This window comes from Streptomyces sp. NPDC059900, assembly GCF_050270335.1.
Classification (GTDB): Bacteria; Actinomycetota; Actinomycetes; order Streptomycetales; family Streptomycetaceae; genus Streptomyces.
The window spans coordinates 1-14459 of the sequence record NZ_JBNNJZ010000180.1; the positions used below are offsets into that span (position 1 = coordinate 1).

Sequence of the window (14459 nt, forward strand, 5' to 3'; positions counted from 1 at the left end):
TCAGGGAGCAGTCACTGTCAGCAGGCGCACGCCCCGAGCAGACAACCGCGCATTCCAACGCCCGACCGCCTACACCACTCGGCGGGGCACCATCCATGGCTCCCCTGAGCGCACGTATCGGCGCATCCAGATACGAAAGCGGGGTGGGAAGACATGGCCGGCGACCGTGACCAGGCGGTCTGCGAACCATGCCTCGTCGCCGTCGTGTAGAGAGGAAGGCTCGACGCGTAGTCCCCGCGTCCAGTAGCGGTTCATTGGGGCCCCTGACTGTAGTGGTCCCTGAGTTCACTGAACAGCAGCAGGCACAATGTGGTGGTCCCGGCGAAGGCCACGCTCGCATCTCGGGCCGCCGTCGTTGCCGGTCCGCGGTCGATGACAACGAGGATCACGGCCACTGCGGCCGCGATCAGCCCGAGCAAGATGGCTACCAGAATGCGGTAGTGAGAAACAGTCACGACCCAACTCTGATGCCGGCGACTGCGCCGATCCAGTTATGGGCGGTCCACAGAACCACAGGCCAGAAAATGGACAGCCTCGGACCTGCGCCGATGCTCTTGTCTGCTGGAAAGCGTCCGCCGTGACGCCCAGGCCGTCACCGCCCAGCACGTGGACGGCATCACCCACGTCCTCTGAGCGACCATCGCCAACCCCGCACGGCCAGGTGTACGAGCGGAGCGTCAGCGGTCGCGATTCCTGCCGAAAAGCGAGTATGTGGTGGTGGGAGGGATCGCCGGTTGTGCATTGAGCCATGTCCCCCACGAGCGCCCGTCTTGAGGCGTGGCAAGCCAGATGGATCGTCACGGTCACGGGGTCCATGTGCCGGTACTCCAGCTCGACGCACAGGCGCTGCTCAGAACCGCGCGAGGGATTACACCACACCACAGGCTCTGACAGGACTTCGGACTGCGGGTTGGCATCTGCTCTCGCCCAGCGTACATCTGTTCCTGACACGACCAGTTCGGCTCGCTCAAGTCCAACTCCGCCGGTCTGGCGCAGGGTGCTCCTGGCGAAGAACTCGCCTGACATCTCCTTCACTGCCTCGATGACCTCGAATGTCGGTTCATCCGCCCGATGCTGAGCTTGCAGCTCGGCATCGAGCTGCGCACGGGAGACATCCAGAGCCTGCTGCGAGGTGCCGTTGGCCTCATGGGCGATGCGATTCGCGTCCAGGGCGATCTCGTTCGCCTTGGCGGCGGCGGTGTTGGCCTGCTCCGCCGCCTTGGCCTGTGTTCGTGCGTAGAGGAAGGCTGCCACCGCGACGAGCAGGCTGAGGGCCGCGAGGGTGTTGGATATCCCGTCCGAGAGGCTCAAGTGCATCAGGTTAAAGAGCGTTCCGTTCCAGTAGCGGGAGGAGACAGCCAAGAATACTGAGACGGTCGCTCTGCACGGTTTGCACGCAAGGGGTGGGCAGACCTGCCCAAACCGCACGTGCCGTGGGGTGACGATGCGGCGAGGGTCGGCCGGGAGGTCGCCGCCGCCGTCATGGGGAGGGCCGAAGGTGCTCGCTCCATCGTGGCATGCATCGCCTGCTTCTCGGGTTCACTTCATCGCGACGGGAATCGCTGAAAATACGGGCTGCGAGTCTCACAAGGGGAGCATGTCGTCTTGGGGAATTCCAAGTTCCGCGAGGTATTGGATACGAGAATTTATGGCTGCGGAGAAGTGGAGCCAGTCAAGGGTGTCGACGGGCTCCTTTGGTTTAGGGTCGCTCGCCGATGAGGTGATGTAGCACACTTCGTCGTAGATTTCCTCGGCCTTGAGGCGTCTACAGTACTCCGCGAATCTTCCCTGATATGACATGCCGTACCATTTATCCTCGACGCTGAATGGGCCGTTGTCGATCCTGATCGCCGAGCGTGATCCAGGAGTGTCTTCCATGATGAAGAAGTAGCCGAGCCAGGGCTTTTCTCCGGAATAGAACGGGGGCTGAGACGCCCGCTGGAGGTCGACGGCGCTCCCCAGCGCTTCCTCGATACGGTTGTTGTAATTCTTGCTGTAGCCATCGTCCTCCTTCCCCCCGCCCAGCGCCTTTAGTTCGAAGGCCGCGACCAGTGTCGTGCCGTGGGTGACCACGACATCCCATTTTTTTTGTGGGCGGTAGTATCCGGGGAGGCTCAGGCCCTGGCCGCTTATCCTGATGTCCGCGGGTGGATAGCCTGCATCGAGGAAGAACTTGGCCAGCAAGGCCGCGAGGGCGTCGAAGTGCTTTCCGCTTCGTACTGATCCGGCAGTACCGGCTCCCACGGCATTCCTGATCTTTGAGACTTCCAGTTGGGTGTCTTTCACACCCCAGTACGCCGCAACAGCGTCTTCGAAGTCCTGGCGGCTGACTGCCAACGCGCTCTCCTGCTCGTCGGGGAACCGCCCGAGGCTGCACATACGGTCAGCACCCCGGAGCGGCTCCGGCATCTCCATGGTCAAAGTGGCCTGAATGGCGCGGTGATCGTTGCCAGTTCTGCCTGGACCGGCCCAAGGGGCCTGGGCAGGGTGGGGGAGTTCTTCGCTGCGTCCCGTCGGCCTACGGGACTTCTTGATTCTTCGGCCGCAGGGGCGCCGTCTTGCTGCCATTGCCGCGGAAGGCTAGTGCTTCTGCGGCAGTCCAAGATCAGACAGATATCTGATGCGTGCATTAATAGCTGCCGAGAAATGGCGCCAGTCGAGGCTGTCCATGAGTTCACCGGGCTTGGGGGCGGCCGCAGACGAGGTGATGTAACAGACCGCGTCGTACAGTCCTTCCGCCATCAGGCGTTCGCAGAAGATGGCGAACCGCTCCTGGTAGGAGCGACCTGCCCAGATCTCGTCGACCGGCAAGGCGCCGTGGGCAGTTGCGACTGGGGCACGGGACTTGGGGTGGTCCTCCATGATGAAGAAGTAGCCAAGCCACGGCTTCTCCCCGGGAAACAAGTCCGCGAGAGCAGCGCGACGCAGGTCTACGGCGCTTCCCAACGCCTCCTCGACCCGGTTGTTGTAGTTGTTCGCGAAGGAGGGGCCGCCGAGGGCTTTGAGTTCGAAGGCTGCTACCAAGGTGTTGTCGTGAGCCACGACCACGTCCCACTGCTTCTGCGGGCGGAAGTAGCCAGGAAGCGCCATGCCCTGTTTCTTGCTGATCCTTATGTCTTCAGGCGGGTAGCCCGCGTCGAGGAAGAACTTGGCCAACATCGCGGCGATGGGGTCGAAGTGCTTGCCGCCCCGTACCGAGCCGGCAGTACCGGCTCCCACGGCGGCTTTGATCGCAGACGTTTCACGCTGGGCGTCTTTGGTGCCCCAGTACGCCGCGACGGCATCCTCGAAGTCTTGGCGGGTGACCGTCAAGATGTTTCCCCTCCTAGTCAGGCAGCTGGTCCAACCCGTAGGCGCGCAGCGCGGCCTCGGTAGCAGCCTGTACATCCCGCTCATCGAAGGCCTTGGACAAGGCGATCTTGACTTCCTCGCTCATGTCCGCAGGGTCAGGGACCCGGATCTTTCGCAGGTACTGCGCCTGGAAACGGAGCGTGCCCCCCCGCATCTTGACCGCATACGCTTCTACGAATGCCTCGGCAACCTTGGAGAGAAGCAGCCCACCCAACGCCCGCAGGTCCCACGTGTCCGACACGATGAAGTACAGGTTGTGGTGAGGGTACAGTCCGCCCCCGTCGAGGACGGGGTGGATGGTCAACTTCATGTCCGGGAACAGCAACTTGGGGTGACGAGTCAGACTGTGATCGACCTTATCGATCGTTTTGTACCAGCGGCTGGGCTGCTTGACAGCGACGTACCGCTTGCCGAGCTTCTCCCTGTGCTCTGCGAAGTAGGCAGCCAGTCGCGGATAGTCCTCAAGGTCGACGAGCTGGCCGCTTGCGCTCCAGGGGTTGACCAGGAAGGTGCCCTTCCACTCCAGTTCGCCGCTGGTGGTGTCACGGACCATGGCCAGAGGCAACAGCCGCTCTGACTCCACGAGGTCACGATCATCCGTGAGGAAGATCTTGTCTGCTCCGGTCGCGATACCGATGCCTACCCGGGTCCCAGTGGTCTCGTCCTCCAGAAGGCGGAACCTGTCGCTCAGATCTTCCAGCATGGCCAGACGGGCGGGAGAGGCAGCCGGCCAGGAGTCCTCCCTGGGAAACCAGTGAGGCAGGCGCGCCGCATGGTAGGAAGCAGCCCTGGTGAGGTCTTCCTTGCAATCGGTCACCCACGCGAGAAGTTCTTGAACGGCTGCTTCATCGAAGTCACGCGTGGTGTCCGCCGCGATAGCTTCGCCCTGCGGAGCGTTGCGGATGATGGTGATAGCCGGATAGGCGGACACCTGCTCCTGAAAGGCGTCTACGTCGTGCATGGTCAAAACCAGATCCATGCTGTATTGGCGGGTGACGAGCTGGCGCAGCGCGCGCCCGTACTGGTTGCGCATCCATCGGTCTGCACAGATGAAGCCGAGCTTCCCTCCCGGCGAAAGGCTGCGCAGCCCGAGCTCATAGAAGCCGACATAGGTGTCCGCACGCCCAGTCATGGCCGGGCAGGCTCGGCGGTAGGCACGCATTCGCCCATCGGGGACATCTTCGAGGCGAATATACGGGGGATTACCGACCACAAAGTCGGCAGGGGCCATCGGCGAATCCTGTAGCAGGAAATCGCCGTGCTTGATCCAAGAACAAACGACCTTTTCAGCGTCCGAAGATTCCCAACCGTCACTGATGAGCTGCGCAGAGACGGCCTCGCGGCTGTGGGCAATGTTCTGCTCGACCAGGTCAAACGCCTCGACCGCATGGATCGCGTCCAGCAAGGAACGGTTGTGAGTCCGGCACGAAGCACTGATGCGGGCTGCGATCGCGCCAAGGAACGCCCCTTGGCCGCAGGCAGGCTCGAGGATGCGCAATGCGGCAAGATCCCGCTCGGCCGTGTATCCGACCAAGTCCAAGATGGCGTCCACTACCCAGCGACGCGTGAATACCTCGCCGTGTTGCACCGCCGCTTTGAGCGATTCGGGGACGGAGAGGGCGGGAGTTTCGATGTCAAACATTGCCTGTGCCACCCGACGACCCTACCCCTCACGCCTCCTCGTGCGTGCCATGCAACAAAGAGCCCGCAGAGGGTGTTCGAGCACCGCCCGTCACGTCCACACGCGATCCTGGACCGGACATCTGGGGCTGCCAGAGCTGAAGTCTCAGGCCCTTCCCAATCAGCCGTTCCGACCCCCAGCCGCCCGGCGCCGAAGTGACACGCTCGGCCCGAGCCTGATGACGTCGCCTGACCGGCGACAGGCGGCGTCGCCTATCGCCGCCTCGCTGCCCCGGCGACATCTATTCCGATTACTCGTGCACCCCGCGCATCGCCGAGTGTCCGCGACCTGCTCAGCGACGAGAACGGAGTCGTCCGTGTGTGCCGTGGGGCGGGGAGTGAGTCGCCAGCGCGAGGAGGTGCCTCAGTAGGTGGGGATCAGCGGCTGTTACCCCTGGGCATAGCGCTAGGCACTGTTTCTCGGATCACGTGCGGAGCCAGATGATGAGGGCTGCGAGGGTGATGGTGCCGAGGTAGATGTAGGCGCGTTTCTCGTAGCGGGTTGCGACGGCCCGGAAGCCCTTGAGGCGGTTGATGGCCCGTTCGACGGTGTTGCGTTTCTTGTAGCGCTCGCTGTCGAATCCGGTCGGCCGCCCGCCGCGGGAGCCTCGGTTTTTCCGGTGTCTTTGCTGGTCGAGACGTTCGGGGATGGTGTGCCGGATTCCGCGTCGTCGCAGGTAGCGGCGGTTCTTCCGGGACGTGTAGGCCTTGTCGGCCAGCACGTGATCGGGTCGGCTGCGGGGCCGTCCGACTCCGCTGCGGGGCACGGAAATCTGGCTCAGCACCCGCTCGAGCTGTGGGCCGTCTCCGTAGTGTCCGGGGGTCAGGACGAAGGTGAGGGGTCTGCATTGTCCGTCGGCGGCGAGGTGGATTTCGGTGGTGAAGCCGCCGCGGGAACGTCCTGGGTATTCGCCGAGCGGACCACCTCCGTCAGCCGGACGACCAGTTTCCGCAGCACCGGATCGCCCTGGTTCGTACCCCGCCCCGCCCCCTTTTGAGGGGGCGGGGCCGACCGGGCCTTCCTCGCGCCGGCAGCATGCTGGTGAGCCCGCACCGCGGTGGAGTCCACCGAGATGTCCCAGTCGATCCGGCCCCCGGCATCCTCGGCGGCCTGGACGCGAGACAGCAGCATCGCCCACGTTCCGTCCGCCGACCAGCGGCGATGACGTTTGTAGACCGTCTCCCACGGACCGAACCGCTCCGGCAGGTCCCGCCACTGCACACCTGTCCGCACCCGGTACAGGACGCCGTTGATCACCCGGCGATGGTCACTCCAGCGGCCTCCACGCGCACCACCACGAGGCAGGAGTGACTCCAGGCGATCCCACTCCGCATTCGTTAAATCCCCACGGCCCATACACCCGGCCTGGCCCCAACACCCGTGTCACGTCAGGAGATCCGAGAAACAGTGCCTAGTGGCGCCATCGGCATCGCGGTTGGGCTGATGGAGCCCTCGCCGGCACAGCGTGGCGGGGGCTTGGGTCGTGCCCCCGCGAGTGGTGTAGCGAACCGGACTGCTTGGGTCCGGACGCTGTGCCGGTGACCGGGAACTCGAGCGGCTTGCCCTACCCCCCAGCGCTGCTCACCGCGGTTGATGCCGGACAGGGCAACGCTGCAGCCCCACCGCCGCCATGACCTGCGGAGTTCTCAACTCCGCATATCTACACCACTACGCGGGATGCGACGCGGGCTTTGCCTGGCCTGGGGCGCCTGAGAGGACCTGCATGTCGCAGGCCAGCAGATGGGCTCTAGACGCGGACCTGGGCGTGCTGCGTTCCGGTCGGTGGTTCAGGGTAGAGAGCAAAGGAGGGAACGCTGTGGCGTGGCATGAGGCAGGGCGGGCGGAGGCGAGCGCGACGGCACCGCCGCAACCGGAAGATGGTAATCCGTATTGTCGGTGCGGTGTGCAAAGCTGAGTTCACTGAGTCGGACTACTGAAGGCGGAAGGCAATGCGGGCTCCCATCGTGCGCGTTCGGCATGCCGCTCCACCACCGCCCAGCGGCTGCCGCTGGTGCGGTGACTCCAGGGAAAGCCACGGTTCGCAATGGGTTGCCTCGGTAGGTATGCATACCTGGGTGGAGCCAACACGTGATCAGCGACTGCGGCGGATGAAGGTCCGGCGTGTCTCACGCCCGCTCTGACTAATCCTCCTTGTCCCACCGGTGAGGACCTGCCTCCTCGGCGACCGAGATAGCTTTCTTAAACACGCTGTGCAGGGCTTCGGGAATGTCCGCGGGCGTCTCGATGTAATTCACCAGGATGCTGACGAGCTGCTCCTTCTTGGGTGGAGCTTGCTCAGAGCCGGCGCGCAGCAGCGAGTGCAGGCTATGGCTGAACTTGGGTCGTGCGCGCAGGGCGTCAATTTCCTCAGCCGTCCAGTATCTGCCCTGTGCGGCGTCTTTGTGCGGCCACCTCTCATTGGCGACATGCGCCCACAGGTCCCCGCTGAACACGTCCTCGAACTCGTTCGGGTCTCCGAGGTAGATGCACTCCTGGGGCCGGAAACCGTTGACACTGAGGCGGTCGTCGTTGAAGAACTTTGCTTTGTCCCGCTTGGAGTCTCTGTCGACGATGAAGGAGACGGTCCGTTTGTGATCCTTGAGGAACTGGGCAAATTTGAGAGCGCCGTCATTTCCGCCGCACGACCACAAAGCGATACCGGCTGACTGGATCGGATAACCCATGGCGATCTTGAAGAGGACGGGGAAGGCTGCATACTCGGTCGGGCCCTCTACCCCGATGAAGCACCGCTCGTGCAATAGAACACTGTTGCGAAACCCGAGCGAGGCGGCCATTTTAGACATGAAGCGGCGCACGTCCTCGTCGGTGTCTTTGCCAGTCAAGGACTGAATCTCGGCCCGTCCGCTCGTGCTCCCCAGGTGCACGACATCCTGGATGTCCACCCCGTCGATCAGATTCAGGGAATGCGTGGCCACGATCACCCTCGCGTTGGGGGTGCGGGACGACGCTTCGATCATCTTCATGATGCGGCGTTGATGCTCATAGTCCAGATGGGTGTCCGGCTCGTCGTAAGCGATCACCACGTCGTGCGGAGGCGCAACGTCCTGCCCTTCGACGGCTTCCGGGATCTCCAGGAGTTCCCTGGTGCTTTCCCACAGGGCAAGCGCGATTCGGCGGGAGCGCCCCGCCCCAGCGGACCTGAGCGAGACCTCCTGCTGACCGTTGGCGGAGGCCGTCATCTCAACGCCGATCACGGAGGGCTTGAACTGGATGCGAGGCTGCAGAGTGAGGCTGTCCAGACCGCAGCGCTCCTCGATCCGTTTGCGCAACTTCTCCGCATCCGTCTTGAGTAGCTCGCTGAACTCGCCCTCCAGTTCAGTGATCTTCTTGAGAGTGGCCTCGGTCTTTGCGTGATCGCGGAGTTTCGCCGTGAGGATGCTGCGTACGACTGTCTCGGGCGATTCCGCAGCGCCACCGCGGAAGTAGACCATGCCGGGCATGCTGTCCAGGATCCCGGCCGGCACGGCCGCCCAGTCCGTGACCGTCTCCAGGCCCGCGGCATGGTCCTGCAGCGGCTGCAGCCAGCTCGCCTTCGCATTAGCCCGTCCATCGGCCTGCACACCCACCTGCGCAGCAAGTTCCCGCAACTCGGCAAGGCCCATGTCGTCCAGGCCGCGGAACCTTGCGTCGTCGGGAACACTTAGTCGGGCTTCCAGTACGACCTGACCTTCTTGGTCAAGGCGGCGCCGCAACAGGACCGGCGACTGGATTGCCAGCCGCTGTTCCTCCTCAGCAGAAAGCTCGAACGTCCCCTCCACGCACATCTCTCGAACCACAGGAGGATGCTCGCCGGGCTCTTCCGGTCCACCGAAATTCGACAGATCGCTGACCTGGACGTCGACGCCTGGTTCGTCGAGAAGGAAAGCGACAGCGTCCAGCACAGCAGTCTTCCCGCAGTCGTTGTGCCCGGTCAGGATGGTCTGACTGCGCAGCGGAATTCCCTGGACGTCAACGAGGGAGCGAAAACCCGTCACCCCGAGTTCAACAAGTCTCAACTGATGCCGCCCCTGCGCTCTTTCCTCAACCACAAGCGCCCTCACACCTCAACACCCCGGCGAGGACAAGGACACACTCATTTACCCTGGGCAACTCTAGCCACTGAACACCATCGTTGCAGCACAGTCCCGCCTTCGTGCACACGCCGTAGGAACCCACGGACGCCTGACGAGGGTTGGAGACGGAGAGCCCTCGCGTGCACAAAGCACTGCGCCACGGCGCAGCGGGTCGGCCGGCCGCGGCGGCGCCCTCCGACACGCTCCCGGCCGAACGCAACTATGACCACAAGTGCTGCTGCCTGCTCTGGTATCGCGGGCTTCGGGCTCGTCATTGCGAAGCAAGGCGAGCCCACAACGCCGGCCCCAGGATCTTTCGCTACGCCGTCGAGGGCACGATCGCCTGGCTCCTCGGCTTTCATCGTCTGCGTATCGGCTGGGAGAGGCGACGGCATTCACGCAGTATTCTTCGGGCCTCCGGACGGGGGAGTCCAGATGTACCTGGTGCATCATTTCGAGGTGCTGCGCGGCTTCCACCGAGGAAAGCGGCTCAGCGGCACTTTGTTGTCGTGCTCTGGTGGGACTGACGCCGCGACGATGGTGCAAGCTGGCGCCCGTGCGCTTGCAACTGTGTGCCCTGTGTGGGTGGGTGGTGGGGTGGCAGTGGTTGGTCGGCAGTGGGTTTGATCTTCCATGCGGTGTTTATACGCGGGTTGGTGTGTGGGTACCGGTGATTGTGTCGACTGTCATGAGTTGACTGTCGACTGCCGTGGAGTGCCTAGCGTAAGCAGTGGCTTGCTGTCATGGAGTTGCCTCTTCCTGTGCGCGGGGTTGGGGGCTCGGGTGTGCTGGTTGGTATGGCGAAGAGTCGGCTGTCGTCTGGGACGGATCCGTTGACCGAGCCCGCGGCTACGCCTGTGGTGTTGCGGGAGGTGGTGGTGCGTCGTCTGCTGGCGGTGGGCCAGGCTGGTGGTGTGACGCGTGTTCATGTCCGGATCGCTGCTGAAGCTGCCGGGGTCTCGGAGCGGACGGTGTGGCGTTGGCTGGAGGTGGCTCGTGAGTCGGGTCGCGTGGATCCAATGCCGCGGCGTTCAGGTTTCACGCTGGATGACGTGTTGTGGGCTCGCCTGGCTGATCTGGGCGGGAACGTGTCTGCGCTGTATCGGTGGATGACCAGCGACCTCGACGGCCATTGGGCCGCCGAGGGCTCGCTCACCCCCTCATTGGCGACTGTGATGCGGGCGGTGCGCCGGGATCTGGGCGAGGGGCGCGTGTTGGAGATCGCCCGCCCGGCTCGGGGCCATGTGGTCCCCGACTGCTACGACCGTGCGGTGGCCGATCTGGCACTGCCGGGCACGGTTGATGAAGCAGGACGGGCTTCGGGGCGTGAGTCCTCGACGGGAGCGGGTTCGAACGGCGGCTCCGACACGTCGTCCAGGCCGGAACTCCTGGCGGGGGTGCGCCTCTACGCGCCGGGGGCGCACCTGGTGTCGACCCGGCAGCTAGCCGAGGCCACCAAGGCTCTGGCCCACACGGTGGCGGCTCGGGGTGTGTTGTGTCTCTACGGCGACCCGGGATACGGGAAGTCAGTGACGGTCTACCAGGCGCTGCGTCTGTTGCCCCGCCGCGTTCCGGTACACCGTGCGGTGATCGCGGTGAAACCGGCGCTGCCGCAGCTGCGGGCCGCGCTGCTCACTGCGTTCGGCTTGCCCGCCCAGTCGCTCACGAACCGGACGGAAGCGGCTGACCGCGCGCTCATCGATGCCTTGAAGTCCCCGGGCGTCCTCGTCATCGATGACGTCCAGCGGATCGCTGCTGCGGAGCTGGACTACCTGCGGCTGCTCATCGACGCCCCCACCACCAGAGCCTCACTGGTGCTGTGCGGAGCTGGCGCGGAGCGCTCCCTGAACCGCGCACCTGCCTTGGCCTCCAGGGTGCTGACCTGGCAGCACATGCCACGGCTCGAAGCATCCCAACTGCCAGCTGTGCTCCGCCTGTTCCACCCGCTATGGGACACCGCCCTCGACGAGGACCTGCTGCACGCCGACGAAACGTGCGCGCGGGGGAACTTCCGCACCTGGGCGAAGATCACATCCCACCTGTACGCGATCCGGGACCGTCATCCCGAAAGGCCCGTGGACCGCCAGCTGGTCACCTGGGCCTGCGGCCGCCTGGGCCCTCACCCCTGACCTGCCGCTTCCCGGTTCCGCTCGGGCGCACTGGAGGACGACCATGGACGCGCACATACCGTGTGGTGAGCCTCTGCAAGCCCAGTCTGCGACCAGTCCCGCACCGGCCCTGGATGCGGTGTCGTTGACGGCGCTGCGCGCTCCGGCCCTGCGGCGCCTGTTGGATCTGCGCGCCCGGCATGAACTCACCACTTACCACGTCCGTCTCGTGGCGCAGTGCCTGGATGTGTCGGAGCGGACGGTGTGGCGGTGGCTGGCCGATGCCAGCGCCGAGCCCGGCAGGACCCTGTCCCCGGGCGCCCGTCGTACGCTCCGGTTCGAGATCACTGCTGAGATACGGGTGCTGTTGGCGTACTGGCACGGCAACGCTTCTGCGGTCCACCGCGAGCTCATCGCCCGTGCCCGTCAGGCACCCGCTACACCACCGGCAGATGAGTCCTCCATCTCCGCGTCGGCCGCGCCTGCATCTGATACGACTGTTCCGGGCGGCGCCCCGTCACAGGCTGTCCCGCTGCTTGATCCCGTGCCCTCTCTGGCGACGTTCCTGCGCGCGGTCCGTCGGGACCTGACCGCGGGGGAGCGGGCCGGCTACCGCCAGGGACCCGAAGCCGCCCGCGCCCACGATGTGTTCGCCAAGCGCCCCCGGACGTGGCGTAATGACGTGTGGGAGGCCGACCACGTCCAGGCCCCGCTGCGCGTGGATGCCGATGGCGCTCTTGTCCACCCCTACGTCACGTGGTTCATCGACTGCGCGACCAAAGCGATCACCGGTGTCGCGGTCACCCCGGGCTGCCCGACACGGGCCTCGATCCTGGCCGCGGTGCGCTCGGCGATCGTGCGCACCCAACCGTACGGCCCCTTCGGCGGCTTGCCCGAACACGTGCGCTTCGACCGCGGCCGCGACTTCCTCTCCCGCACTGTGTCCACCGCGCTGACCGCCCTGGACGCGGACATCACCGTCCTGCCGCCCTACAGCCCGCACCTGAAGGGCAGCATCGAGAATCTCAACCACTGCGCCACCGTGATGCTGTTCGCCGCCCTACCCGGCTACACCCCCAAGAAGCCACGCAAACGTCCCGACCGCCGCCCTGGCGGCCCACCGATGACCTTCCAGGCCTTCACCGAGCAACTCCTTGCCTGGGTGGCCTGGTGGAACACCGAGCACCACCCCGCCGAGCTCCATTCAGCCACGCCGCTCGAAGCATGGCAGGCCGACCCGACCCCGCTCCGCGACGTTCCCGCTGCCGACGTGTGGTCCTTCACCCTCGAAGACGACGGCCGCACCCGCACCCTCACCAGCCACGGCGTCCGCTTCAAGAACCGCAACTACATCGCCGACTGGATGACCGGACAAGCCGGCCTCAAGGTCACGGTGCGCTTCATGCCCCACCACACCCACGAGATCGAGGTCTGTGACCCCGCCGGCCGTCACCTCGGTACCGCCCACCTCGCGGACGCCGCCACCCCCGAACAGCTCGACGAGCTACGCCGCACCCGCACCGTGCGAGCCCGCCGCCTGCGCGAGGAGGCCAAGAAGGCCGAGGCCCTGCGTCGAGAGCGCTTCGCCCCAGCCACCACGCCCACGCCCGCGCAGCGCCTGGGCGCCGTCACGGCAGCCGAAGCCGATCAGGAACTCGCCGCGGCATCCGACAGCGACATGGCGGCCTTGGCCCTGCCAGACCTTATCCCTCACGCCCCTCCGCCCGACGACTGGAACACCCCAGCCTCCCTGCGCTCTGCCAGACGGGAAGAGAAGCCATGACGAGCCAGCTGCCGCCGCGGGAGACAGATCACTACACCCAGCTCGCGGACGCCGCGGTCGTCACGACCCGCGCGCTCCTGGCCGCGAGGGAGAACATCACCGACACGATCGACGCCAGGGCGATGATGTGCCTCCACGGCCCGGCCGGCGTGGGCAAGACCCTCGCCGCGAACGTCTGCCTGCGCGAGCTTGAGCGGACCCGCGGCGAGGAAGTCTGCCGGATCGCCTTCCGCGCCCGGCCCACGGCCCGCGCGGTGCGCCACGAGCTCTTCACCGCCCTCGGTCTGCCGGGCGAACCTCCGCGTCACCCATCCGAGTTCGACCGGCTGCTCCTGGACTCGCTGGCGGCCCAGCCGCGTACGCTGGTCGTGGACGAAGCGCAGTGGCTTAATCGAGAGACGTTCGAATATTTCCGATTCGTCTGGGACCACCCGTACTCGCAGATCGCGATCGTTTTCGCCGGCGGCGAGGGAGCACACACGGTGTTGCGGAAGGAGCCGATGCTCTCCTCCCGCATCTTCATCTGGCAGCACGTCACCAAGCTCACTCTGGAGGAAGTTCAGCAGGTCATCCCGCTCTACCATCCCGTCTGGGCACGAACCGATCCCACGGACATCGCCTTCGCCGACCGCCACGCAGCTCATGGCAACTTCCGTAACTGGGCCCGGCTAACAGCCCACACTCTGACTGCACTCGAACGGACAGGCCGCGACCACCCCGACCAGGAGGTACTGCGCTGGGCGTTCAGCAGACTGGGCTGCTCGCGGGACTGACTGCGCGATCTTCGGCACCTGCGCTGAGTGATGTCAGCGATCAGTGAGATTGCACAGTCGTCACGCTGCTGACCTGGTGCTGCGCAGTTTCGGTGAGCGGGTCCAATGGTGGTCGGCTCACCGAAACTGCGCAGCACCAGGGGCCGTTGGTTCTTCTGACCTGCGAGGTTCGTCGGCCTGCCTGTCGCTTCACAGGTTGGCTGAGCACAGATCCAGCGATCGACGACAGGTGACAGCCACGTGCAGATTCACACATGCACACCGGGATCGGCGAGGCTGATCGTTTCCAGACTCAATCCGTGTCTCATTCTGAAGCACTCACTTGAGGGGTGATCCAGATAGACATGCATGACGGTGCGTCACCTCAGCAGATCGGGGCTGCCACTACCGACAGCCCCCAGACTCCGCCACCCCCCTCCTCTTGCTGCTGTTTGTGGCGTGAGCCTGGCGGGCGGGCCGCGCGGAGCGTGGCACGCCTGTCCGCAGGGGAGTTGGGGGTGCACCCTGGAGTGGCTGGAGCGCAGCGGAAGCCACGGGTCAGCCGCAGGCTGGCCACGGCCCGCAACGCGGGCCGCCTGCCCTGTGGTTGGGGGTGCGCGCGCAGCGCGTGCCGCCTGGCGGTGAGCGGAGCGAGCCGCCTCCGCTCACGCGGAGCGGGAGCGGCCGGGGCGCGCCGCGCCCCCGCGCCCG

Annotated in this window: 8 protein-coding genes and 1 pseudogene; 3 read left to right on the forward strand and 6 right to left on the reverse strand. The window is 65.3% G+C overall.

Features of this window, described 5'->3' with window-relative positions:
• Positions 1-285: 285 nt before the first annotated feature.
• The 6 genes and pseudogenes from ACQKIP_RS22835 to ACQKIP_RS22860 all read right to left on the reverse strand — a co-directional run bounded on the left by ACQKIP_RS22835 (position 286) and on the right by ACQKIP_RS22860 (position 9081).
• Positions 286-1311: a hypothetical protein gene (locus tag ACQKIP_RS22835; protein WP_365867276.1), complete on the reverse strand. Its 1026-nt coding sequence runs from the start codon at positions 1309-1311 to the stop codon at positions 286-288.
• Positions 1312-1584: 273 nt separating this feature from the next.
• On the reverse strand, positions 1585-2415 hold the full coding sequence (locus ACQKIP_RS22840; RefSeq protein WP_365867274.1) for a PaeR7I family type II restriction endonuclease: 831 nt from the start codon (positions 2413-2415) through the stop codon (positions 1585-1587).
• A 165-nt stretch (positions 2416-2580) separates the two neighbouring features.
• Positions 2581-3312: a PaeR7I family type II restriction endonuclease gene (locus ACQKIP_RS22845; protein WP_365867273.1), complete on the reverse strand. Its 732-nt coding sequence runs from the start codon at positions 3310-3312 to the stop codon at positions 2581-2583.
• A gap of 13 nt (positions 3313-3325) precedes the next feature.
• Positions 3326-5005 (reverse strand): Eco57I restriction-modification methylase domain-containing protein, encoded by a 1680-nt coding sequence (locus tag ACQKIP_RS22850; protein ID WP_365867271.1) that lies wholly within the window; start codon positions 5003-5005, stop codon positions 3326-3328.
• 451 nt (positions 5006-5456) lie between these two features.
• A pseudogene (locus ACQKIP_RS22855) lies at positions 5457-6388 on the reverse strand (IS5 family transposase).
• Positions 6389-7173: 785 nt separating this feature from the next.
• On the reverse strand, positions 7174-9081 hold the full coding sequence (locus ACQKIP_RS22860) for an AAA family ATPase (RefSeq protein ID WP_365867269.1): 1908 nt from the start codon (positions 9079-9081) through the stop codon (positions 7174-7176).
• An 857-nt stretch (positions 9082-9938) separates the two neighbouring features.
• Between ACQKIP_RS22860 and ACQKIP_RS22865 the strand changes: the two genes are divergently transcribed.
• From ACQKIP_RS22865 to ACQKIP_RS22875, 3 genes are all read left to right on the forward strand, one after another.
• A complete protein-coding gene (locus ACQKIP_RS22865; RefSeq protein WP_365866189.1) occupies positions 9939-11234 on the forward strand; it encodes an ATP-binding protein in 1296 nt (431 codons plus the stop codon).
• A gap of 148 nt (positions 11235-11382) precedes the next feature.
• Positions 11383-12996, forward strand: coding sequence for a transposase (locus ACQKIP_RS22870; RefSeq protein ID WP_427743926.1), 1614 nt, complete (start codon positions 11383-11385; stop codon positions 12994-12996).
• Entirely contained in the window at positions 12993-13769 is a 777-nt protein-coding gene (locus tag ACQKIP_RS22875) for an ATP-binding protein (RefSeq protein WP_365866185.1), read from the forward strand. The genes ACQKIP_RS22870 and ACQKIP_RS22875 overlap by 4 nt, the downstream gene beginning before the upstream one ends.
• Positions 13770-14459: the final 690 nt, after the last annotated feature.

Bases quoted from the DNA above. Each gene is read 5' to 3' on its own strand.
- ACQKIP_RS22840 (WP_365867274.1), bottom strand. From the start codon at position 2,415: ATGGAGATGCCGGAGCCGCTCCGGGGTGCTGACCGTATGTGCAGCCTC.
- ACQKIP_RS22875 (WP_365866185.1), top strand. From the start codon at position 12,993: ATGACGAGCCAGCTGCCGCCGCGGGAGACAGATCACTACACCCAGCTC.